A 22,439-nucleotide genomic window follows, 5' to 3' on the forward strand; every position below is an offset into this window, starting at 1 on the left:
GATACAATAGTATCTAATTTATTTAACAGAGCAGTGCATGAAAAAAATCTATATAGCCGGTCCTGATGTTTTTGAACAAAATTCCATAGAGATTGGAAAAAAATTAGTGAAAATGTGTAAAAAGTATGGCTATGAGGGTCTGTATCCTCTTGATAATGTTGTCGATTTTTCACAAAGTAAACATAAAACAGCGCAAGATATATTTGATGCAAACATTGCAATGATACAAAAAGCTGATATTGTCATTGCTAATTTAAATCCGTTTCGAGGAAAAGAGCCGGATAGTGGTACTGTTTTTGAATGCGGATTTGCTTACGGGTTAAAAAAAGAAGTGTATGGGTATTTGAGCCATACATGTAACTATCTAGACAGCTTCAATGAAGATGAAAAATTTGCTAAAGAGGGGTATTTTTGTGATGATAAAAAAAGACTTATAGAAGATTTTGATTATCCACTTAATTTAATGCTCTCTTGTTCTACTAAAATTTTAGAAGGTGACTTTGAAACTGTTTTAAAATTCCTCAAAGGCAAAGAATGAAATCTTTTATTTTTATATTGCTTTTTTTATCTTTTTCTTCTTTTTTAAACGCTCAAACCGGGCATTCTTCTAATAACTTACAAAAAGTTTCTTTGCAACTGCATTGGAAATACCAATTTGAATTCGCAGGTTTTATTGCTGCAAAAGAGAAAGGTTTTTATCGTGATGCCGGTTTGGATGTCCAACTCAAAGAGTATCAAACCGGTATGAATGTTGTTGATGAAGTCCTTTCTCATCGAGCTGATTTTGGAATTTACAATTCATCTATTTTATTGGAGTATTTAAAAGGAAAGCCTATTGTCCTTTTGGCATCATTTTTTAAACGTTCGGCTCTTGTTTTAATTACACAGCCATACATTCACTCACCTAAGGACTTAGTCGGAAAAACAGTTATGTCCTCTCTTGTTGATGATTTTGCACTAAATTTTAAACCTTATTTAGATGGCTACGGTGTGAATATAAATGATATTAAAATGGTTAATCAGACATATAGAGTTGATGAGTTTGCAAAAGGTGAAGTGGATGCTATGACTGCCTTTGTTTCCGACCAACCCTACAAACTCGATAAACTTGGTATAAAATATAATATTTTAAATCCATCAAATGATAATTTATTTGTTCTTCAAGAGGAGCTATTTACCTCCGCTGATGAACTGAAAAATCATCCACAACAGGTTTATGCATTTAAGGAAGCCTCCATAAAAGGTTGGGAATATGCACTTTCGCACAGAAAAGAGATCGCACAAATAATCAAAAAAAAATATGCGCCGCAACTTGATATGGACACGTTGGAGTATGAAGCAGAGGCTATCAATAAACTGATACTGCCTTTTATATATGATATAGGCTCCATAGACAGAAATTTTTTAAATAAACAGATACAGCTTTTTAAAAGTAATTTTCATATTGGAGAGGGGAAAAGTTTAGATGATTTTATTTTAAAACCTAGAATAAACAAACTTGATTTGACAGAAACTGAACAAAAGTATATAGAAACTCATCAGAAAATACCTATGTGCATAAATTATGATTTCTTTCCGATTGACGGCTTTAAAGACGGAAAACACATAGGTATTATGGCTGATGTGTTTAAATTGATTTCAAATGAAACAGGCTTGAAATTTATTCCTTTAGAATCACAATCAGAAAAAGGTTTGTATGAACACTTACAAGAAAAAAGATGTAAACTTCTCTCTGTAGTGGCAACGGACAATGTGCATTTTAGTACCATAAAACCGACAAAATCTTTTAGTGCAACTAATTTTACGCTATTAAGCAGACTTGACCGATCTTTTATTGACAATCCTATGTTGTTAAAAGGAAAATTGTTATTGGTACAAAAAGAATCATTTAAAAATTATTTGAACTATTTGTATCCATATTTAAATATTGAAGTAGAAGATAACAAAAATATCATGGTACAAAAAATTCTTGATGGCAAAGCGTATTCTATTGCATCTATAGATGAACAGGCGGATTATTTTATTGATAAGTATGGTTACGGGAAGTTGAAAATTAATGGCTTCTTGGCAAAAGATAAACTTTTACATGGGAGTATCGGTGTACAAAAAGATGAACCTGTTTTATACTCCATTATACAAAAAGCTCTTGATAATATTCCAAAACAAAAGATAGAATCAATTCAAAACAGCTGGAGATTAACACGGTATCATGAGCGAGTGGATTATATTCTTTTATGGGCTGTTTTAGGCGTTGTTAGTGTTATCTTTCTTATTATGATCTATTATCAAAGAAAATTAAAGTACTTTAACAAAGCACTCGAAAAAAGAGTTGCGCAAAAAACAAAAGAACTACAAGAAGCAAACGAACTTTTAGAGCATAAAGTACAAAAAAAAGCGCAAGAACTCATAAAAAAAGATGAAATTTTAACTTCTCAATCCAAGCAGGCCGTTATGGGTGAAATGATAAGTATGATTGCCCATCAGTGGAGACAACCATTAAATACAATTACTCTTCAGGTGTCAAATTTGCAGTTAAAATACATGATGGGACAAGAGATTTTAAAAGAAGAGGTGATGCAGACATTAGAAGATATCAGCAACTCTATTGTATATCTCTCAGATACGATTGATGATTTTAAAACTTATTTTCACCCTAACAAAACCCCTGAAGATATAGCACTTGAATCATTGCTTAATAAAGCGGTGAAATTTATTTTACCAAGACTTAAATCAAATAAAATAGAACTCAAAATAGAGTGTGACTCATCTATACATGTACATGTTTATATAAATGAACTTATACAGGTTTTACTCAATATTTTAAATAATGCTGTTGATGTGTATGAAAATAGAAATATGGATGATAAAATCATAACAATTATATGTAAAAAAAGTGGTTTAAATGTACAAATAAATATAACAGATAGAGCCGGAGGAATCAGTGATGAACACTTGCCTAAGTTGTTTGAACCATATTTTTCTACAAAAGGAAAAAACGGAACAGGACTTGGTCTGTATATGTCGAAAATGATTATAGAAAAGCAGTTTGGCGGGAGTATCAGTGTCAAAAGTTCAATATTCGGTACGACTTTTACTCTAGTTATACCAAAAGATATACAAAAAAAATAATTTATACTTGTTTGTTTCTCACCATTGCTAAAACCATCGGAAGGTTAAGTCCATCATTGTTAAAGCCTTCATCTTTACACGATTCACATTTGTCACCCATAGGACATACGTCGTTTTCTAAAAGCTCTTGGAGTGTTGTAAAATTATTTTCTTTTATACATTGGGCTATATCTTTTAGAGTCAATGAATTACATACACAAATTTCAGTATCTAAGTCTATCATTATTTAAAACCTCGTTTTCTTTTTGCACAATTATAATATATTTTAATTAATACAAATTTTACATTTATGAGATACAATTGCACAAAGAATACACACAAAAATGTTATATTCTTTTTTTGAAGGATGGAAATATGAAATTTTTACTAAAAATATTTTTTGCATTTGCCTTGGGTTTAGGGCTTCTGAACGCAGCTGATTTTTTAATGCCCGATCAAGCTTTTAAACCTTATGCAAAAGTAAATGATGAAATACAGATAGAAGCAGGTGTTACAATAGCCAAAGATATATATCTGTATGAAGATAAATTAAAGATTGAGTTAGTTGATGCCAAGGGATTGTCGATTGAAAATATTCAAAAACCTGCAACAACAAAGCATAGTGGAGATAATGTATATTTAAAATCACCGAATTTTATTGTTACTCTTCAAAAAGATGCTTCAGTAAGCGGTCTGCAAGATGTAAAGTTGAAGATTTCTTATCAAGGCTGTTCTGAACAGGGTCTATGCTATGAGCCGAGCAGTAAAATTTTTAATTTAAAAATTGACACTTCCAAATTCTCTGCAAATACCGCGAAAAGCGTAGAAAAAACTGCAGAAAAAAATGTAAAATCAGAAACAGATTCTATTGCTGACACGATAAAATCAAGCAGCTTTTTAGTTGTTTTAGCAACTTTTTTTGGATTTGGGGTTTTATTGTCTTTGACACCATGTGTTTTTCCTATGATTCCTATAATCTCCGGTGTAATTATTTCTCAAGGAGAAGGACTGACAACCAGAAAAGCTTTTGCCTTATCTTTAGTTTATGTACTTGCAATGGCTATTGCCTATACAATCGCGGGTGTTTTAGCAGGGTTGTTTGGATCTAATTTGCAAGCCGCATTACAAACGCCTTGGGTCGTTTATTCCTTTGCAGGTGTCTTTGTTGCCCTTGCTGCTAGTATGTTTGGTTTTTATGAATTGAAACTTCCTGATGCACTTGTGACAAAAGTAAGCTCAAACTCAAATCGTAACGGTTTTGCGGGTGTAGCCATTATGGGATTTTTATCAGCACTTATTGTTGGTCCATGTGTCGCCGCTCCTCTTGCCGGTGCTTTAGTATACATCGGACAAACAGGCGATGCATTGCTTGGCGGTGCGGCTTTGTTTAGTATGAGTATAGGTATGGGGATTTTACTTATTTTAGTAGGTGTGAGTGCCGGTAAATTTATGCCTAAACCTGGTCCATGGATGGTTATGGTTAATGAGATATTCGGCGCATTAATGTTGGGTGTGGCTATTTGGATGCTTGAAAAAGTACTGCCTTCATCGATTACTATCTTGATGTATGCAATCGTTGGACTTGGATTTAGTGTGCACTTTGGAGCGTTTGATAAAGAAGGGCATAGTTTTAAACGTACTGTATCTTTAATGTTATTTATCTACTCTTTAGCACTTTTTATAAGTGTGTTAGCAGGTGCACCAAGTATAAAACAACCGCTGGGATTTTTAAAATCACAAGCAGCCGGCACAGTATTTTCTGCAAATGAGAAAAAGTTAACATTTACAAAAGTAACATCACTGGAAGAGCTCAATGCCCTCTTACAAAAAAACAAAGGCAAAAAAATCATGCTTGACTTTGCGGCAGATTGGTGTACTGCATGTAAGGAACTCGAAGAGGTGACTTTTGCAGACCCTAACATAAGAGAAAAATTAAGTGAATTTGTGTTGATTCGTGCAGATGTTACAGCGAACGGAGCAAAAGAAAAAGCTCTCAGCAAAGCATATGGTGTTTTTGGTCCTCCTGTTATTTTATTCTTTGACAAAGACTTACATGTAAAGAAATCAAAAACAATTGTAGGTTTTATAGAGCCACAAGAATTTTTGGCTCATCTTAATGCTTTATAGGTAAGTTCTGTTTGTTAAAAAAAATAGTTATCTTTTTTTCAGGGCTGATACTTATAGTCCTTTTGGTCGCTCTTTATTATAAAAATGAAGTAAAAGAAGAAAAAATTTATCATATTATGGATCAAATACGCTTAACGCTTGATTCACAGTTGAAATCTCATCAAATGGATGATTTAAAAGTTGCATTAATGCTTTCAAAAAATGAAGGCTTAGTCAATGCCTTGGAAAATGATGATGAAGATTTAGGTTATAAAATTCTTGATGATATTACTAAATCTATTCAAAAAAATACCGCTATGCGCATACGTGCTCAGATTATTACTAAAGAGTTGAATATATTTGCAAGAAGCTGGGATGATATTTATGCCGGTATGCCTATAGGTGACTACAGATTAGACTTGCAATATTTTGATACGCATACAAATCCCCGTACTTCTATAGAAATCGGGCGTCGTTTGGGTATAAAAGCTACGGTGCCTATATATAAAAACGGTGAATTTTTAGGTTTTGTAGAAGTTATCTCTTTTTTTAAATCAATTACAGATTTTTTTAGTTCAATGGGTGTGGATTTATATGTTTTACTTGATGTGAAACATACAGATACAGCCGTTTTAATGATGGAAAATTTAACTATTGATGAATATGTGCTCTCAAACAGAAATTATAACTATGCCCATTTGCGTACACTCAATCATATAGATTTTAAAGAACTAAAACTTAACGGTGTTGTTTATGCTGACAAAAAATATATTTTTTATGAAAATATGAAAGACGGAAGTGGTAAAATAATAGGTGGTTTTGTATTCGTATTACCAAAAAGGTACTTGGATTATTTTAGAAATCCAGAAGATGACATCTCTTTTTTAATAAATGTAACAAGAAGCGGATTATATGATGTTGTTAAAGAAGAAAAGTATGAAAACAATATAATATACAAAGACTATAATGCTAAATCAATGGTATATCTGCAAGATGTTATCGACAAAGAGGACAGACAGCTCTTTTTGGATGAAGCATACGAAAAATTTGATAAATACTCTAAAGATGAGTTGATTCAAATGATGCTTGACAGAAAAATAGTCAAAAAAATAGACGGGAACATTAAATGAAAATTTTACTTTTGGAAGATGAATACTCTTTACGTATTAGTATAGAAGAATTTTTAACAGATTTGGGGTATGAAGTAGATGGCATTATGGATGGACTTGAAGCTTATGATGCCGTATATGACAAAGCATACGATTTACTTCTTCTAGATGTAAATGTTCCATCATTAAACGGGTTTGAACTTTTAAAAAAAATACGTGTTGATGATATTACAATACCAGCTATATTTTTAACTTCTATGACAGATATGGATGACTTAAAAGAGGGGTACAAAAGAGGGTGCTGTGACTATATCCGCAAGCCTTTTGATTTGGAAGAACTTGAATTGCGTATTGACCAGGCAATAGCAAGTCACCTCAAAAATGACGGCAACACCGTTGAACTTGGATGCGGTTTACTGTATGATTTGAAAAAAAGTAAATTGACAGAGAATGATGAGGAAATTGTTTTAAGGAAGACAGAAAAAGATTTGCTCGAAGTATTGATAAAACATAAAAACTCTGTCGTCTCCACGCAGATGTTTCAAGATGAAGTGTGGGGAGAGTATGTTGAACCCGCTACAATCAGAGTACAGTTGAATAACCTTAAAAAGAAACTTCCCGACACTATTATACAAAATAGACGCGGTTTAGGATACATTATTGAAAGATAATAAATACTCGGCAAAATATGCTCTTATTTATACCTCTTTAATTACGGTTATCTTGCTTACACCCCTGTTTTTCTATTTTGTCTATATGAAAAATATTCATTCGATTCAAAATGAACTGTTCTTAAAAGAAAAGTCTCTTTTAGTTGTAAAAGCTATGCAGGAGTTCAATCAAAATGATGAATTTTTTGAATATCCAAGATTTAAAACATTCGAGTCAGGCTTATATAATGAGAGCTTTCATCCGATTTTTACTTTAATAAAAACACCTATTAATTATTTTAAAGGCGGGTATTATTTGGACGGGAATGATGCTTATCTTATTGTGAAGCTGCCAAAAAACAGATATTTCGGTGCGAGATATCTTGTCTTGAAAAATAAAATATCTTATGCACCTGTCTATGAAAAGGTTTTTATTATACTTTTTACTATAGTCATCTTTGTTTTTATACTCAGTCTCTTTTTTTTAGGAAGCTTTGCAAAACCCTTTCAAAAAATAAATAAACAGCTAGATAACTTTATAAAAGATTCTATGCATGAAATAAATACACCACTTTCAATTATTAATGTAAATATTGATTTATATAACAGAAAAAATGAACAAAATAAATATATGCAGAGAATGAAAGCCGCGGCAAAGGTACTCTCAAATATTTACAACGATATGGACTACTTGATAAAACACGAGCGCTTGGAGCATGAGAAAAAAGAAATCAAACTAAGTGAGTTTCTAAAAGAGCGTATAGAATACTTTAATGAAGTTGCCCGTATGAAAAATATTACCATAAATGCTTCTATACAGGAATGCGGAGTTATATATATAAATGATAAAGAGCTGCAGCGTCTCATAGATAACAATATATCTAATGCAATAAAGTACTCATATGAGAATTCCTATATAGATATAAAGTTACATGCAGAGAATGGAAGATGCCACTTGAGTTTTAAAGATTATGGCGTCGGTATTGAAAAAGTTGAAAAAATATTCAGCCGTTATTATAGAGAAAACAGCAGTAAAGGCGGCTTTGGAATAGGGCTTAATATTGTCAAATCTATAATAGAGAAAGAAAATATAGAACTTCAAATAGAGTCTCTGCCCAGTCAGGGAAGCCTATTTATCTACACATTTCACCCAAAAAACGTAAATTAAATATAAATAAAACTGATTTTACATAAATTTTACACTTAGCAGTTAAACTTACTCCACAAAACAAATAGGAGGAACAAGAATGAAGAAAACTGTTATGATGTCATTGCTTGTAGGTGCCTCATTATTTGCTACTGATTATAGCAAAGTTATAACGCACCCAGACGCAAGTAAGATGATAGAAAAAGATTTGTTAGCACCACCAAAAGTATATACTATGCCGGCTGGTTGTGTAACAACAGACCCTGATGCAATAGCAAGAGGTGAGTATATTTTCCATAACTTAAATGGAAAAAAAGCAAAAAAAGCACCACCTAAAGGTCTTGCCCGTAAACAAATGAAACCAGGAAAAACATATTTACCGGGTCAAAAAGTACCATTCAAGCAATATGGAAACTGTGTCGCATGTCATAATATAGAAGGTGCAAAAGGTGCCGGTAATATTGGTCCAGATTTAACTGATTACAAAGAAAACTTTGTGGACAGCGGAGCAAGAGACAATCAGTTTGTTTTTCAAAAAATAGCTGATGCACGTATTGACAATCCTGATACTCATATGACAATTAACTTAACAACAAAGTTATTCACTCCAAGAGAAATATGTGATATTACTTCATATATTGTATCTCCAAAATAATTAAAGGAATTTAAACTATGCAAAGAAGAGATTTTTTCAAAAAACTAGGTACTGCAGCTGCTGTAACAGCTGTCATTCCAGCGATGAGTTTTGCCGATGATGCAAAACCTGTAAGTCCGAACAAGATGGATTTTCAAACAGCAGTAAATGCTATAACAGGCGGGAAAACTCCTAAACCATCTAAGAAAGTAAAGCTTAAAGTACCGGAAATTGCTGAGAACGGTGCAGTTGTTCCTGTAACCGTTGAAGTAGATTCTCCAATGACACAGAGTAACTATGTAAAAGCTATTCATATTTTAAGCGGTAAAAATTCAAATGCACGTTGTATAGATGTATTTTTGACTCCTGCAAACGGTAAAGCAATGTTTGCGACTCGTATTAAACTTGGCGGTACACAAAACGTCACTGCTTTAGTAGAGTTAAGCGATGGAGAGTTTTTAACAGCTTCTCAAAGTGTAAAAGTAACTATCGGTGGTTGTGGTTGATTTTAGCCATATTAAACTAAGATAAAAAAATAATAATAAGAGGATATTAAAATGGCAGACAAAAGAAAATCACTGATTAAAATCAAACCTAAGAAATATAAAGATGGCGAAGTAGTAAAAGTTAGTTTTATGGTTATGCACCCAATGGATACTGGTATGGGTAAAAATAAAAAGACTAAAAAAATTATTCCGGCTAAATATATTGACAGCGTGAAGTTTTTTTATAACGGAAAAGAGATTACAAACATGAAAGTTTGGGAATCATTATCTGTAAACCCTGTATTTACAACATACATGAAAATTAACGGCAAAGGTAAACTTACTGTTAAGTATACAGATAATACTGGTGAAGCGCACGAAAAAACTAAAAAGATTAAACCAAAAGGATAATCAAATGAAAACAGGTATTAAAATAGCTCTATCGGTTGCAATGCTTGCTTCATTATCATTTGGTGGTGAGCAATTTGCAATGAGCGACGCAGACCGTGCAATGTATGCAGAGATGTCAGAAAACAATCCTGCAGATATTATGGTTGCAGACGGTGAGGAATTACTAAGTTACATGGGTGGAGACGCGGGTCTTGCCAAGTACCTTGGTGTCAGTGAAGATGATTTACCGGCATATATAGCAGGGTTTCCTCGTTATATCAAAAAGTTTGATATGGTTGTAGGATTGGATCAGGTTGTTCAGGCTATGATGGCAGACGGCGGGCATAAACCATTGAAGCTTAAAAGTGGAAATATGTTTTCAATGCTGGCATATATTAAATCTATTGCTAATGATGAAAAAATTAACATAGATGTAAATGCGAACCCGCAAATGAAAGCAGCATATGCTTTAGGTGAGAAAACGTTTATGACAAAACGAGGTGGTCGCGGGCTTTCATGTAACTCTTGTCACTCACCTGATGTAGTCGGTCGAGTATTAAGAACACAACCGCTTCCTGACTTGGGTACAAAAGGAGCAAAATCTGCAGCTACATGGCCGGCATACAGAATGACGAAGTCATCTTTAAGAACTATGCAGCGTCGTTTCCAGGGATGTATGAAAAATGCACTGCTGAAAGTTATACCAATCGGTTCTAAAGAGATGGTAGCACTTGAAGTGTATTTAACAGATAAATCAAAGGGTGCTGAAATTGTAATCCCTGGTTTAAAAAGATAGAAGGCTAATAATGGAAATTTCTAGAAGAGATTTTATGCATATTGCAGCTATATTTGGACTGACTGCAGCTACGAGTAGTTTTGCAAGTTCACAAAAAATAGAGCAAATAGGTTTAAAAGATATATATCAATTTAACTCTATGGGTAATTTTACACTTATGCACATATGTGATTTGCATGCGCATGTAAAACCACTATATTGGAGAGAGCCGTCTACTTTGATTTCTGCTCCAAACCTTGTGGGAACACCTGGATTTTTATGTGGTGAAGCATTTGCGAAGCATTATGGACTGGAACCTAGTTCTCTTGATGCTTATTTTGATACATATATAGACTTTAGCAAACTAGCTAAAAAGTTTGGGAAAATGGGTGGTATCGCTCACATTAAAACTTTGACAAATCACATTATAAAAGAGCGTGGAAAAGAGAATGTACTTTTCCTTGACTCTGGTGATACTTGGCAAGGTACGGGTGTAGCACTTAAAACCGGCGGTGAAGCTATTGTAAAAGCACAAAATTACCTTGGTATTGACACTATGGTTGGTCACTGGGAATTTACTTATGGTAAAGAGAGAGTAAAAGAGCTTATAGATATGCTGGATGCGAAATTTATCTCTCAAAATATTGTAGGCGATGATCCTTTTGCTGATGAATATGAAGAGTTAATATTTGAACCGTATACGATTGAAGAGCGTGGTGGTGCCAAGATTGGTATTATCGGTCAGTCTTTTCCGTTTACATCTACTGCAAACCCTAAAGAGTTTACTGAGGGATGGAGTTTTGGTTTAAGATTAGAAACACTTCAAGAATATGTAGATGAGTTGAAAAATGAAAAAAAAGTTGACTGTGTTGTTGTGCTTTCTCACGATGGATTCAGTGTGGATCAAGAAGTTGCGCGTAAAGTTAAAGGTATTGACTTTATTTTAAGCGGTCATACACATGACCCTTCACCGGAACCTATTGTTATTAATGATACTGTTATTGTTATTGCAGGAAGCCATGGTAAATATATCGGTCGTTTAGACATTGATGCAAAAGACGGAAAAGTGAATGGCTATGAGTATAAACTTATTCCGATTGCGTCAAACATCATTCCGGCTGACCCGGAAGGTGTTAAGCTTGTAAATAAGTTATATGCTCCGTTTGACAAAGAGTTTAATGAAGTTTTAGGTCAGACAAAAGGTATGCTTTATAAGCGTGATACATTCTTTTCAACATTCGATCAGCTTATAAATGATGCGATTATAGATGAAATGAAATGTGATATATCTTTTACACCTGGGTATAGATGGGGAACAACAGTTCTTGCAGGTGATAATATTTTAATGGATAATGTATATGAAATGTGTGGTATTACATACCCTGATGTTTATACATTTGAGTTAAAAGGTGAAAAAATCGCAACACTTTTAGAAGATATTGCGGACAATGTTTTTAATGCAAATCCTTTATATCAACAAGGTGGTGATATGAGCCGTCTTGGCGGTGTAACGTATTCTATCGCTGTTGCGAATAAAGCAGGCAAAAGAATATCAAATCTTAAGATTGGAGGTAAACCTATAGACTTGAAAAAAACTTATGTAGTCTCTTCATGGGGTGGTAATTTACAAAAAGCAGGTGCTAACTTGCAGACTGATAAAATTCGCCCGGTTTATGATGTAGTGCGTGATTACATTAAAAGAGAAAAAGTAGTTGATGTAAGTAATAAAGGTAATGTTACTTTGGTTGACTACAGTTGTGGCTGTCCTACGAAGGGGTCTAGAGGCTGCTAATTGACAGGAGGCAGCTGCAACTGTCTCCTGTATCTGGATGTGTTAATAATAACATAAACAAACATAGTTATTATAACACTTTTTATATTAATAAAAGGGAATAGAAATGAAGAAAAATATGATTAAATTAGCAGCTGGTGCTGCTGCAGTATTATTAATGGCTACTTCAGCACAAGCTGGTTACACAATGAAGAAAAAAGTAGGTGATGTTGATACAAAACTTACTTTCTTTGGTTTTGCACAGCTTGAAGCAGTCGGTGGAGACGGTATGCAAATTAAAGAAGCAGGTTCTGTAGCAAAAGCTAACAGTGATGTAGCATTTCGTGCGCAGCGCATTCGTCTTGGTTGGAAATATGTAGCCGGCAAAGTCCGCGGAAAAGTTTTTATAGATTTTAATCAAAATAGCGATGTAAATGCTGTTGGTAGTGATGCAACAGATGGTGCTTCTATGCCTAAATACATTAAAGATGCATTTATCTCTTATGTTGCTGATCCTGCTTTTGTAATCAAAGCCGGTCTTATCAAAATGCCAAATGGTATGAGTTTTACTATGCCGGGTTGGAACTTAGATATTGCAGAACGTGCTTTTGATAAATCTTTAGTTCTTGAAAGAAATATCGGTTTGATGGTTTCTGGTCGTGGCATAGGTTATGAAGGAAATAAAGTAAATGGGTTCGAAATGGGTCATGAACGTCCTTGGAAAGGATTTGGTTATGATGTAATGGTAGGAAACCAGGCAAGTAGAAGTGCTGCTGCAAGTAGTAAAGAATTTGGTGGACTCTCTTACGCAGTTCGTGGTATGTATGATTATACTGAAAAAATACATGTAGAAGCTTCTTATGCAGTATCAGAAAATGCTGACGGCAATGATGCATTAACAACGAATAGTGAAGATTATTCAAACATCAATGTTGGTATTGACTCAAATCTTCAAAAGTTAAGCTTAAAAGCAGAATATTTTAATGCACACAATATTAAAGGTGTAAAAGATTATGATGAAGATGTTTATACTGCAACTGCAGGGTATTTTGTAATGCCAAATCTTGAACTCGTTGCAAAACATATTCAAGGAAATGCACAAAAAGGTACAAATGCAAATACTACACATTTAGGAAACACATATTTAGGTTTTAACCTTTTCTTATCTCAGCCGTATTCTGATTATTCACGTAAAGCAAAACGTGCAAGAAACCAGCATAAAGTTGTAGCGAACTACATCTTAGCAAGTGGTTCCGGTGCTACAGAAGGTGCAGAAAAATGGACTGGATTAAGCGGGTATAGAGACGATGCATTCATCATTCAGTACCAATTCAAATTCTAGACTAAATTACTAAGGATTATGCTTTGAAATTACTTTTGTTGAGTGTTGTATTATTTCATTCTCTCCTTTCTTACGATTACAAACTTCAGCCCATAAAAGCTGGTGAGTCCGCTGCTTACTGCTTTTTTGGTCTACCAGAAGTAATGGACGAGCATAACAACGGTAACATGTCTAATTCATGTTTTGTTAACCTTGGGAGCAGCTATCTTGTGATAGATAGTGGTCCCACGTATCAGTATGCTGCTCAGGCATACAAAAAAATAAAAAACCTCAAAAATCTCCCTGTTTCTTATGTCATTGACACTCATGTTCACGATGACCATTGGTTGGGTAACAGTTATTATGTTACGCTTGGAGCTAAAATCATAGGCTCAGAGGCATTCAAAGAGCTTCCTAAAGAAGAAAAAACACGTATGCAAAGAAGAATTTCTGCCGAGGCATATCAACAGACGAAACAAGTTTTTCCGACTATTTTTGTAGACAAAGAAAAAGTTTTAGATATTAATGGAAAAAAAATAGTTATAAAAAGTGTAAATCATAAAGCGCACACGAACAGTGATCTTTACGTTTACATACCAAGTGAAAAAATCGTCTTTGTCGGTGATCTGGTTTTCAATCAAAGACTCCCTTCACTACGAGACGGAGACATAAACGGCTGGTTTGAGGCTCTTGAGAGAATCAAAAAAATAAATGTTGATTATATTGTCGGCGGTCATGGAGAAAATATAGATAAAAAAGCAGTAGATTTTACCTATAATTATCTCAAAACTTTAAGAAATGAAGTGAAAAAAAGACTCGATGATGGCGAAGATATCGCAGATGTAGTCAATGAAGTGAAGATGAAAGAATATAAAAATGTGCCTTTTTACGACTCTATTCATAGACAAAATGTAGAAACAGCTTATAGAATGTTGGAGTGGGAAAGTGAATAATTTATTCTTATTGCTTGTGCTGAGTATTACTTCTTTATGGGGTGTTGAATTTCACAGTTATGAAGAAGCATTGAAACTGCAAAAGAAAAATAATAAAATTATTATGATTGATGTTATGCGTTCAGATTGTCACTACTGCATAAAAATGAAAAAAGAGGTATTTGACAATCCTGAGATGTCTGCATGGATACAAAAGCGTTTTATTCCTGTAGAACTTAATCTTGATTTTGATGAGCTGCCTTTAAATTTACATGTCTATTTTACGCCGACTTTTTTCTTCGTAGATCAAAATCAAAAAGTTATAAAGAAAATTCCGGGTTCATGGAATATTCAAGACTTTAAAGATTTAACAAAAAACATAAAATAAAGGATAATTAATGATAAAATTTACACTAATTTTACTAAGCTTTTGTATTCTCTCATTTGCAGATACAGAGTATGCCGATCCTAAACCTTCGATTGACAATCCGAGACAAATCGTCTTTTCCGTCACGGAAGACAGTCCGCATGCGCTGGATCATATACTCAGTGTCGCAAACAATGTTTTAAAGTTTTACGGACCTGAAAAAGTAGAGATGAAAATCGTTGCTTATTCAAAGGGCATTAAACTTTTAGACAGACATGTGAGAGAAACTGCACTGCGAGTGGATGCTCTGATGCAGTATGATGTGGAGTTCGTAGCTTGTGGTAATACCATGAGAACACTGCATATAAAAAAAGAAGACCTTGTTGACGGCTCTGTAATAGTAACTGCAGGCGTTGTAGAATTACTAGAGAGCGTAAAAGCAGGTTGGATATATATTAAACCATAGGAAAATACAATGAAAAAGATTTTACTTTTAATCGCAGCATTATTCTTTGCTGCTTCACTACAGGCAAAAGGAGATTTACATCTTTTTAGTGTTGATAATAAGGATGAAAAAATTACTCCTTATATGATAGAAGAAGCACTTAATAAAAACGGCTTACATGTAGAACTTAACAGTAATATGATAGGACCTTTTAAAAAGCAGTTTAAAGAGACAAAGTATAAAATCTTTACTTTGATGACATTCTGGAGTAAGAAATATACAAGAGAATTAGTCAATAAATATCCAAAAGCGGGTGCTTTTACACCGATGGGTATGGGAATTTATCAAGCTAGGAATGAAGATACACTGCATTTTTCTGTTTTAACGGCAGAAGCGCAGGGAAAAATTCTTGGCATTCAAGATCCACTTCTTAAAAAGATAGAGGCTCAGGTATTGGCTGTTATTAAAAAGAATTTTCCAAAAGCGAAACATACTTTGAGTGAAGATAGTCTGAAAACTTCACATAATCTTGTAACGACCTATGAGATGGAAGTCGATGAGGATGAAGATATTGATGATGTGCAAGACGAGTTCATAATGAATCTTGAAGCAGGGTTTAAACCGTTTGGCTTTGTTGTTCCGGAGTATATGGACCTTAATGAAGTGCTTACTGAAGATGGGAAAGTAGAATCTCCATATGATTTTTATTTGACATACTCTATCTGTAAACTGCCGGTTATCTACACTGTTTCAAAAACAAGACCGGAAGCTTCGGCATTTGCACCATGTACAACGATAATATATAAGAAAAAAAATGAAAATAAAGTCGTTGTAGGTTTTCCTGCTGTTTACAACTGGCTGAGTTCTGCAAAAGTTGAAAATAAAGACGCAAAAAAAGAGCTTTTAAAAGCTCAGAAAGATTTTGAGAGTATCTTAAAAGATATAACAGAGTAGAAGTTTATCTTCTACCTCTGTTACTATTTCTTCCGCGGGAATTTCCACTTCTGGGCTTATTCCTTGCACCACGATTCCCACCCATATTGATAGGTTCTGCTTTTATGCTTGGATCCGGTTTAAAACCTTTTAGCCATACTTTTGGTATGTCTTTTTTTATGAGTTTTTCTATATTTTGTAAAAATTCATCTTCATCTACACATACAAGTGAAATAGCTTCTCCACCATTACCTGCACGTCCTGTTCTACCGATTCTATGCACATAATCTTCACTTACATTTGGAAGTTCATAATTGATTACATGTGGAAGCTGGTCAATGTCTATACCTCTTGCTGCAATATCAGTCGCCACCAAAACGCGTACGTCACCTTTTTTAAAATCAGCTAACGCTTTTGTTCTTGCATTTTGACTTTTATTGCCGTGAATTGCAACAGCAGTTATGCCGTCACTTTCAAGTTGTCCGCTTAAACGGTTAGCGCCGTGTTTCGTTCTTGTAAAGACTAAAACTTGTTGCCATTTCCCTTCATTGATAAGGTGTGTTAAAAGTTCGCGTTTACGTGTTTTATCTACATGATAAACGGCTTGTTTTACAATCTCGCTAGAAGTATTTGCACGAGCCACTTCTATGAGTTTTGGGGCATTTAAAAACTGGTTTGAGAGTTTTTTTATTGCATCAGAATAAGTTGCAGAAAACAGTAGTGTCTGTCGCTGGTTTGGAATAATGTTTAAAATCTTTTTGATGTCGTTTATAAAACCCATGTCAAGCATTCTATCTGCTTCATCAAGTATGAGATATTCAACTTCACGCAGATCAATAGTTTTTTGTGAAATATGATCAAGCAAACGCCCCGGTGTTGCTATGACTATATCCGTACCTTTTCTCAAGTTTGAAATTTGAGGGTTTATTTTGACGCCGCCAAAAATCACAGTAGATTTAAAAGGTAAATGTTTACCATAAAGTGCAACACTTTCGCCGACTTGTGCAGCTAGTTCACGTGTTGGTGTAAGAATTAATGCTCTTATTTTATGTTTTTGTTTTGTAGGTTTTTCTCGTGAAAGAAGTTCTAAAAGTGGCAGTGTAAAACCTGCTGTTTTTCCCGTCCCGGTCTGCGCACCTGCTAAGATGTCTTTTTTTTCTAAAATTACCGGAATTGCTTTTTGTTGGATTGGAGTAGGTGTATTATATCCTTGCTCTTTGATGGCCTTTAAAATCGGAGCCGATAAACCGAGTGAGTTAAATGTAGTTTCTTTTTTAATCGTTTTTTCCTAATGAAGGCTTTTGCCTTTTGTGTATTCTTTCATAATAGCATAATTTATGGCAATTGTGGGTATAATTTCAAAAATACTTTTATAGGACACCAAATGCCTGCAGATACAATCTCAATTAAACCAAACAATCACCGTATTTATCAATGTCCAAATGATAAAAAATCAGACCTTTTAGATAAACTAATTCAAGAAAATCCAAATGCAGATATTTTGGTAATGTGTTCTAAAAATCCTCAGCAAATCAAAGAAAAACTTCAAAATAAAGATGTGCGTGTCATTGAAGACAAGGAACTTATCAAAGAGAAAGATTTAACATGTGAGTATCTTATCAGCTATGATATGCCGATAAAAGCCATCGTTTATATGGCAAGAGTCTCCAAAGCTGTCCAAAAAGCTGTAATGCTTTTGGATGAGAGTGAACAAAAAGCACTTCATTCGATAGAAACACTACTCGGGCGTGCAATTAAACAAGAACGCATTGAAGGTTTTGAGTATGAAGTAAAAGAGAGCAAGAAACCAGCAGAACACACAAAGAAAAAGCTCTCCAAAGATGAAATCAAAGAGGTTGCCAAAAAGCGTTATGAAAGTTCTACACAGGAAAAACCAAAGTTTGACAAACCAAAGCGTGACTTTAAAAATGATGACAAAAAAGATGATAAATGGGCGAAAAAGAAAAAATCACCTAACAAATTTTTAGGCAAAGATGAAAATGGAAAAGCAATATTTTCAGGTAAAAGCGGTGAGAGAAATCATCGTCATGACGGTACACCACGTGATAAATATGATGCACCTAAAGTTACAGGTAAAAAAATAAATATCAAAGCTCGCAAGCCAAAAGAAGATTAATTTTCTTCGATAATTTGCGCAACTCTTTTTGAACTGCCATGCTGCAGGTAGCTTCTTAAAGATTTTGAATTTTGCAAAAACTTCTCTCTGTCATAATCATGATAGGCTTTTAAAAGGTTTTCCACTGTAACATCTTCTTGTATAAATTCGGGGTGCAGGGCCTCATTTTTATACTGAGAAAACATAATATTTCCAAGTCCTATATAATCCAATTTTACAAGTCTGCTGGCTATAAAATAATCAAGCGGTTTTGCAATGTAGCTTAAAACAAAAGGCACTCCTATAAGAGCTGCTTCAAGGGTAGCCGTTCCACTGCATATAAAGGCAAAATCAGACTTATAGAGTGTTTCATGCGGCTCATTTGAAATAGAAAAAGCACTTAAATCTCCGTATAACTCTTGTATATCTGCCTCTGAAAAGTGTTTTGGAATGATGATTGTCGCGTTTACATGTAAACTCTGTACGAGTTGTTTAAAAACAGGCATAAGCTTTTTAATTTCACCTTTTCTGCTGCCTGGCATAAAAGCAACATCCTTTATTTCAGCATTAAGTGACTCTTTGAAATTTTTGATTTGGTCTAATAGTGGATGTCCTACATATTCTATAGGTGCATCTTTTGGATAGTAACTTTTTTCAAAAGGCAAAATAGAACATAATTTATTTATGGTTTTTGCAAGTACAGGAATGCGTTTTTTCTTCCATGCCCAGGCTTGAGGGAGTATATAATAGATTATTTCTTTTTGAGGGTATTTTTTCTTGATTTTTTTAGCAAGGGGGAGATTAAAACCGGAAGAATCAATCAATAAAACTTTGTCGGCATCTTCACTGAGTTGGAGCATTTCATCATTGAGTTTAAAAAAGAATCGCAGTTTTTTGAGGGCGTCGACAAACCCCATAATGGCAAGACTTCTCAAATCAACAATAGGCTCTCCCAGACTTTCATCAAAGATACCTATAAACTCAATGTCGTCACTTAATTCTTTTTTTAAAGATTTCAAATGCACATTTGCAGAGTGTTCCAATGCTGATACAAGAATTTTCATGAGTTTTAAGCCTTAATAATTTATAATACCGTCATTATATCAAAGGTGGTCTGAAATGCTTATATCAAACGCAATAGTTTGTGATGTAAACGGTGAGCGAGAAGTAGATGTCAAAATAGAAAACGGAATGATTACAGAAATAGGCTCTAATTTACGTGATGAAAACGTTATAGATGCCAAAAGCATTTATCTGCTTCCTAGCCTTGTTGATACAAATGTTAGAGTCTTGGACTCATCTTTGAATGCAAAAAATATTAAAGCCATTGCTAAAGAGGCAAGAAAAGGTGGAGTAGGGCATATTGTCTTAAATGCTGATTCAAACCCTGCCATAGATAACGAAGTCGTTTTAGAATTTGCACAAAATGGTATCAAAGATATAAATGATGTAAAAATTGATTTTATGCTCAACTCCTTAAAAGAAGATATGAGTCTCTCAAATATTGCCATTTTACTTAAAAAAGGAATAGTGGCTCCATATATGAGTACCATAGCAAAAAATAATGTTGCCATCAAAATAGCGGAATATGTTAAAATGTATGGCGTGACACTCTTTTGTAAGCCAGAAGACAACTCTTTAATAAATGCCGGTGTGATGCTCGAAGGTGATGTAAGTTCAAAACTCGGACTTGCCGGTATTCCTGAACTGAGTGAAGTCTTACATGTATCAAGAATGATAGAAATAGCAAGACATTTCGGGATTAAAATACTTTTTAACTCCATCGCTTCACCACGTTCGGTCGAGCTGATAACAAAAGCAAAAAGTGAAGGGGTGGCGGTCAGTTGTGAAGTTTCTGTGCATCATTTACTAAATTCAGATGAAGCGTGCGAAGGTTTTAATACAACAGCAAAACTCAACCCGCCACTCGCTTCAAAAAATGATGTCAAAGAACTACAAAATGCGCTCAAACGCGGAGAAATTGACGTGTTGACAACACTGCACCAGCCAAATTCACCTGTCAATAAAGAAGTGGCATTTTTTGACGCGGCGTATGGCTGTGAAGCACTTGAAGATGCACTGCCGATTTATTATACAAAACTGGTAAAGTCAGGCATGATTTCAATGAGTGAATTAGTAAAACTTACTGTACAAAATCCTGCAAAAAGTATAAATATTGAAGCCGGAGTTATAGAAGTAGGGCAAAATGCAAATCTAGTGCTGTTTGATTTAAACGAGAAGAGAGTTGTAGATAATGCACAGTCACTTTATAATGGTGAAGAAATTTTTGGAAAAGTTGTGCTTTAGCGTTTGAAAAGCTGGTTTCCGAAAAGCATTTAGCCTAAGATTTACTTCTTTTTTTGTAAAACTCTTTTTTATACTCCGCAAATCTATTTTCTAAGATAGCCTCACGCACCTCACGCATAAGAGTAAGATAGTAGTGAAGATTATGGATAGTTGCGAGTCTAAAGTATGTTATCTCACGTGAGCGAAAGAGGTGGTTTATGTAGGCTCGGCTGTAAGTCTTACATGTAAGACACTGACATTCTGGGTCTATCGGTGCAGGGTCTTCTTTAAATTTTGCACCTTTGATGTTCATTTTTCCAAATGAAGTAAAAAGTGTTCCGTTTCTTGCATTTCTTGTCGGCATTACACAATCAAACATATCAATACCTCGCTCGATATTTTCTATTAAATCCTCAGGTGTTCCAACACCCATCAGGTAACGCGGTTTGTCTTTTGGCATATATTGTACAGTATGTTCAACGGTATCATACATTTCATTGTTGAGTTCCCCTACAGAAAGCCCGCCAATGGCAAAACCGTCATAATCCAATGCACATAACTCTGTTGCACTTTTTGTGCGGAATGCTTTGTCCGTCCCACCTTGAATAATGGCAAAAATGTTTTGTTCGGTTCCCACACCCTCTTTTTGTTTCATGCGAAAATATTCTATAGACTCTTTTGCCCAGGCAGTTGTTCGCTCAATGGAGAGTTTAATTCTCTCCTGTGTTGCTGGCAGTGCGACCAAATCATCTAAAATCATCATAATGTCTGAGCCTAGATTGTGCTGAATATCTATAACTTTTTTAGGCGTAAAAAAATGTTTACTTCCATCAATGTGTGAGCGAAATTCGATGCCGTCAGTTTTTGGTTTTGACATATCGCTTAAAGAAAATGCCTGAAAGCCGCCACTGTCTGTTAAAAAACTTTTAGGGTATTTTGTAAAACCGTGTAGTTTTCCCATTTTTGCAACTGTTTTATCTCCAGGACGAAGGTACATGTGGTAGGTATTGGCTAAAATTATCTCAGCACCAAGAAGCTCTAAAACATCATGAGCATCTAAAGACTTGACGCTCCCAATAGTTCCAACAGGCATAAAAACCGGTGTTTTGATGGTTGAGTGAGCCGTGGTAATAGTCCCGGCACGGGCATTTTTTGAAGTAGCGTCTAAAGTAAATTCCATAATTGCAAAAATCCTATATAAATAATTAGTAGAATTATAGCATTCTAAGCCCTTTTATTGTAAAATTATTAAAAATATTTTCAAAGGTGTATTGATGGCAACTGTCGGTATGAGTGATATTAAAAAAAATGTTCGTTTAATAGTAGGTGAAGTTCCGTATAAAGTAGTAGAATTTCAACATGTAAAACCGGGGAAAGGTGCTGCATTTGTTCGTATGAAAATGAAAAGTTTTCTAAATGGAAAGGTAGTTGAAAAAACTGTTCATGCAGGTGATAAATTTGAAGTACCTGTGATTGATTATAAAACTATGCAGTATTTATATGATGATGGTGATATGTACCAGTTTATGGATAATGAAACTTATGAACAGCTCGGTCTCACTTATGAGCAGTGTGACGATGCTTCAAAATGGTTCAAAGACGGTATAAATGTAGATATAGTATTTTATAAAGGGAATGCCATCTCTGTGCAGGCTCCTGAAATTATGGAATTTGTTATTACTGAAACACCGCCAAACTTTAAAGGTGACACATCAAGCGGAAGTAAAAAACCTGCAACACTTGAAAGCGGTGCTGTTGTTCAGGTTCCATACCATGTTTTAGAGGGTGATACTATTAAAGTTAATACTGTCGATGGCGAGTATTTAGAAAAAGTTAAATAATTTAACAAAACTTATAAGGAATA

At 34.4% G+C, this 22,439-nt stretch carries 23 protein-coding genes; 19 read left to right on the top strand and 4 right to left on the bottom strand.

From position 1 onward, the window contains the following. Positions 1 to 37: 37 nt before the first annotated feature. Both SAUT_RS05015 and SAUT_RS11045 read left to right on the top strand, forming a co-directional pair. Positions 38 to 538, top strand: a complete 501-nt coding sequence (locus SAUT_RS05015) for a nucleoside 2-deoxyribosyltransferase (RefSeq protein WP_013326789.1) — start codon at positions 38 to 40, stop codon at positions 536 to 538. After that, positions 535 to 3,129, top strand: a complete 2,595-nt coding sequence (locus SAUT_RS11045; RefSeq protein ID WP_013326790.1) for an ABC transporter substrate-binding protein — start codon at positions 535 to 537, stop codon at positions 3,127 to 3,129. The genes SAUT_RS05015 and SAUT_RS11045 overlap by 4 nt, the downstream gene beginning before the upstream one ends. Before the next feature lies 1 nt (position 3,130). Here SAUT_RS11045 and SAUT_RS05025 read toward each other — a convergent pair whose 3' ends face one another. Further along, a complete protein-coding gene (locus SAUT_RS05025; protein ID WP_013326791.1) occupies positions 3,131 to 3,352 on the bottom strand; it encodes a bacterioferritin-associated ferredoxin in 222 nt (73 codons plus the stop codon). 131 nt (positions 3,353 to 3,483) lie between these two features. Between SAUT_RS05025 and dsbD the strand changes: the two genes are divergently transcribed. The 14 genes from dsbD to SAUT_RS05095 all read left to right on the top strand — a co-directional run bounded on the left by dsbD (position 3,484) and on the right by SAUT_RS05095 (position 16,194). Beyond that, entirely contained in the window at positions 3,484 to 5,235 is a 1,752-nt protein-coding gene (gene dsbD, locus SAUT_RS05030; protein ID WP_013326792.1) for a protein-disulfide reductase DsbD, read from the top strand. Between the two features lie 11 nt (positions 5,236 to 5,246). Then, positions 5,247 to 6,344 (top strand): cache domain-containing protein, encoded by a 1,098-nt coding sequence (locus SAUT_RS05035; protein WP_013326793.1) that lies wholly within the window; start codon positions 5,247 to 5,249, stop codon positions 6,342 to 6,344. Continuing rightward, positions 6,341 to 6,994 carry a response regulator transcription factor gene (locus tag SAUT_RS05040; RefSeq protein ID WP_013326794.1) on the top strand — a complete coding sequence of 218 codons (654 nt, stop codon included), beginning with the start codon at positions 6,341 to 6,343 and terminating at the stop codon, positions 6,992 to 6,994. The genes SAUT_RS05035 and SAUT_RS05040 overlap by 4 nt, the downstream gene beginning before the upstream one ends. Further along, positions 6,984 to 8,141, top strand: a complete 1,158-nt coding sequence (locus SAUT_RS05045) for a sensor histidine kinase (RefSeq protein ID WP_013326795.1) — start codon at positions 6,984 to 6,986, stop codon at positions 8,139 to 8,141. Before SAUT_RS05040 ends, SAUT_RS05045 begins: the two co-directional genes overlap by 11 nt. A gap of 79 nt (positions 8,142 to 8,220) precedes the next feature. Continuing rightward, on the top strand, positions 8,221 to 8,775 hold the full coding sequence (soxX, locus tag SAUT_RS05050) for a sulfur oxidation c-type cytochrome SoxX (protein WP_013326796.1): 555 nt from the start codon (positions 8,221 to 8,223) through the stop codon (positions 8,773 to 8,775). A 17-nt stretch (positions 8,776 to 8,792) separates the two neighbouring features. Next, positions 8,793 to 9,260, top strand: coding sequence for a thiosulfate oxidation carrier protein SoxY (gene soxY, locus SAUT_RS05055; RefSeq protein ID WP_013326797.1), 468 nt, complete (start codon positions 8,793 to 8,795; stop codon positions 9,258 to 9,260). Between the two features lie 51 nt (positions 9,261 to 9,311). Further along, complete coding sequence (gene soxZ / locus SAUT_RS05060; RefSeq protein ID WP_013326798.1) at positions 9,312 to 9,650, top strand: thiosulfate oxidation carrier complex protein SoxZ; 339 nt, start codon at positions 9,312 to 9,314, stop codon at positions 9,648 to 9,650. A 4-nt stretch (positions 9,651 to 9,654) separates the two neighbouring features. Next, the gene (gene soxA, locus SAUT_RS05065) at positions 9,655 to 10,425 is read left to right on the top strand and encodes a sulfur oxidation c-type cytochrome SoxA (protein ID WP_013326799.1); all 771 of its coding nucleotides are present in this window, start codon (positions 9,655 to 9,657) and stop codon (positions 10,423 to 10,425) included. 10 nt (positions 10,426 to 10,435) lie between these two features. Beyond that, complete coding sequence (gene soxB, locus SAUT_RS05070; protein WP_013326800.1) at positions 10,436 to 12,196, top strand: thiosulfohydrolase SoxB; 1,761 nt, start codon at positions 10,436 to 10,438, stop codon at positions 12,194 to 12,196. 106 nt (positions 12,197 to 12,302) lie between these two features. Then, on the top strand, positions 12,303 to 13,517 hold the full coding sequence (locus SAUT_RS05075; RefSeq protein ID WP_013326801.1) for a porin: 1,215 nt from the start codon (positions 12,303 to 12,305) through the stop codon (positions 13,515 to 13,517). A gap of 23 nt (positions 13,518 to 13,540) precedes the next feature. Next, complete coding sequence (locus SAUT_RS05080; RefSeq protein ID WP_013326802.1) at positions 13,541 to 14,449, top strand: MBL fold metallo-hydrolase; 909 nt, start codon at positions 13,541 to 13,543, stop codon at positions 14,447 to 14,449. Beyond that, the gene (locus tag SAUT_RS05085; protein ID WP_013326803.1) at positions 14,442 to 14,816 is read left to right on the top strand and encodes a thioredoxin family protein; all 375 of its coding nucleotides are present in this window, start codon (positions 14,442 to 14,444) and stop codon (positions 14,814 to 14,816) included. The genes SAUT_RS05080 and SAUT_RS05085 overlap by 8 nt, the downstream gene beginning before the upstream one ends. A 10-nt stretch (positions 14,817 to 14,826) precedes the next feature. Continuing rightward, positions 14,827 to 15,261, top strand: coding sequence for a DsrE family protein (locus SAUT_RS05090; RefSeq protein ID WP_013326804.1), 435 nt, complete (start codon positions 14,827 to 14,829; stop codon positions 15,259 to 15,261). Positions 15,262 to 15,270: 9 nt separating this feature from the next. Further along, on the top strand, positions 15,271 to 16,194 hold the full coding sequence (locus tag SAUT_RS05095) for a DUF302 domain-containing protein (protein ID WP_013326805.1): 924 nt from the start codon (positions 15,271 to 15,273) through the stop codon (positions 16,192 to 16,194). A 4-nt stretch (positions 16,195 to 16,198) separates the two neighbouring features. On the opposite strand, the gene SAUT_RS05100 is transcribed toward SAUT_RS05095, so the two are convergent. Next, the gene (locus tag SAUT_RS05100; RefSeq protein WP_013326806.1) at positions 16,199 to 17,452 is read right to left on the bottom strand and encodes a DEAD/DEAH box helicase; all 1,254 of its coding nucleotides are present in this window, start codon (positions 17,450 to 17,452) and stop codon (positions 16,199 to 16,201) included. Between the two features lie 105 nt (positions 17,453 to 17,557). Between SAUT_RS05100 and SAUT_RS05105 the strand changes: the two genes are divergently transcribed. Beyond that, on the top strand, positions 17,558 to 18,310 hold the full coding sequence (locus tag SAUT_RS05105; RefSeq protein WP_013326807.1) for a hypothetical protein: 753 nt from the start codon (positions 17,558 to 17,560) through the stop codon (positions 18,308 to 18,310). On the opposite strand, the gene lpxB is transcribed toward SAUT_RS05105, so the two are convergent. Continuing rightward, the gene (lpxB, locus tag SAUT_RS05110; protein WP_013326808.1) at positions 18,307 to 19,353 is read right to left on the bottom strand and encodes a lipid-A-disaccharide synthase; all 1,047 of its coding nucleotides are present in this window, start codon (positions 19,351 to 19,353) and stop codon (positions 18,307 to 18,309) included. The two genes, SAUT_RS05105 and lpxB, sit on opposite strands and share 4 nt — an antisense overlap. Before the next feature lie 55 nt (positions 19,354 to 19,408). On the opposite strand from lpxB, the gene SAUT_RS05115 reads away from it, so the two are divergent. Beyond that, entirely contained in the window at positions 19,409 to 20,596 is a 1,188-nt protein-coding gene (locus tag SAUT_RS05115) for an amidohydrolase family protein (protein ID WP_013326809.1), read from the top strand. A 34-nt stretch (positions 20,597 to 20,630) separates the two neighbouring features. On the opposite strand, the gene tgt is transcribed toward SAUT_RS05115, so the two are convergent. Next, positions 20,631 to 21,755, bottom strand: coding sequence for a tRNA guanosine(34) transglycosylase Tgt (tgt, locus tag SAUT_RS05120; RefSeq protein ID WP_013326810.1), 1,125 nt, complete (start codon positions 21,753 to 21,755; stop codon positions 20,631 to 20,633). A 94-nt stretch (positions 21,756 to 21,849) separates the two neighbouring features. Between tgt and efp the strand changes: the two genes are divergently transcribed. After that, the gene (gene efp, locus SAUT_RS05125) at positions 21,850 to 22,416 is read left to right on the top strand and encodes an elongation factor P (protein ID WP_013326811.1); all 567 of its coding nucleotides are present in this window, start codon (positions 21,850 to 21,852) and stop codon (positions 22,414 to 22,416) included. The last annotated feature ends 23 nt before the right edge of the window (positions 22,417 to 22,439 follow it).

The organism is Sulfurimonas autotrophica DSM 16294 (genome assembly GCF_000147355.1).
Classification (GTDB): domain Bacteria; phylum Campylobacterota; class Campylobacteria; order Campylobacterales; family Sulfurimonadaceae; genus Sulfurimonas; species Sulfurimonas autotrophica.

Excerpts from the sequence above, each read along its gene's own strand:
- soxA (WP_013326799.1), top strand. The coding sequence starts at position 9,655 with ATGAAAACAGGTATTAAAATAGCTCTATCGGTTGCAATGCTTGCTTCA.
- SAUT_RS05075 (WP_013326801.1), top strand. The coding sequence starts at position 12,303 with ATGAAGAAAAATATGATTAAATTAGCAGCTGGTGCTGCTGCAGTATTA.
- SAUT_RS05105 (WP_013326807.1), top strand. The coding sequence starts at position 17,558 with ATGCCTGCAGATACAATCTCAATTAAACCAAACAATCACCGTATTTAT.
- soxX (WP_013326796.1), top strand. The coding sequence starts at position 8,221 with ATGAAGAAAACTGTTATGATGTCATTGCTTGTAGGTGCCTCATTATTT.
- SAUT_RS11045 (WP_013326790.1), top strand. The coding sequence starts at position 535 with ATGAAATCTTTTATTTTTATATTGCTTTTTTTATCTTTTTCTTCTTTT.
- SAUT_RS05115 (WP_013326809.1), top strand. The coding sequence starts at position 19,409 with ATGCTTATATCAAACGCAATAGTTTGTGATGTAAACGGTGAGCGAGAA.
- SAUT_RS05040 (WP_013326794.1), top strand. The coding sequence starts at position 6,341 with ATGAAAATTTTACTTTTGGAAGATGAATACTCTTTACGTATTAGTATA.
- tgt (WP_013326810.1), bottom strand. The coding sequence starts at position 21,755 with ATGGAATTTACTTTAGACGCTACTTCAAAAAATGCCCGTGCCGGGACT.
- dsbD (WP_013326792.1), top strand. The coding sequence starts at position 3,484 with ATGAAATTTTTACTAAAAATATTTTTTGCATTTGCCTTGGGTTTAGGG.
- soxB (WP_013326800.1), top strand. The coding sequence starts at position 10,436 with ATGGAAATTTCTAGAAGAGATTTTATGCATATTGCAGCTATATTTGGA.
- SAUT_RS05090 (WP_013326804.1), top strand. The coding sequence starts at position 14,827 with ATGATAAAATTTACACTAATTTTACTAAGCTTTTGTATTCTCTCATTT.
- soxZ (WP_013326798.1), top strand. The coding sequence starts at position 9,312 with ATGGCAGACAAAAGAAAATCACTGATTAAAATCAAACCTAAGAAATAT.
- SAUT_RS05015 (WP_013326789.1), top strand. The coding sequence starts at position 38 with ATGAAAAAAATCTATATAGCCGGTCCTGATGTTTTTGAACAAAATTCC.
- SAUT_RS05095 (WP_013326805.1), top strand. The coding sequence starts at position 15,271 with ATGAAAAAGATTTTACTTTTAATCGCAGCATTATTCTTTGCTGCTTCA.
- SAUT_RS05025 (WP_013326791.1), bottom strand. The coding sequence starts at position 3,352 with ATGATAGACTTAGATACTGAAATTTGTGTATGTAATTCATTGACTCTA.
- lpxB (WP_013326808.1), bottom strand. The coding sequence starts at position 19,353 with ATGAAAATTCTTGTATCAGCATTGGAACACTCTGCAAATGTGCATTTG.
- efp (WP_013326811.1), top strand. The coding sequence starts at position 21,850 with ATGGCAACTGTCGGTATGAGTGATATTAAAAAAAATGTTCGTTTAATA.
- soxY (WP_013326797.1), top strand. The coding sequence starts at position 8,793 with ATGCAAAGAAGAGATTTTTTCAAAAAACTAGGTACTGCAGCTGCTGTA.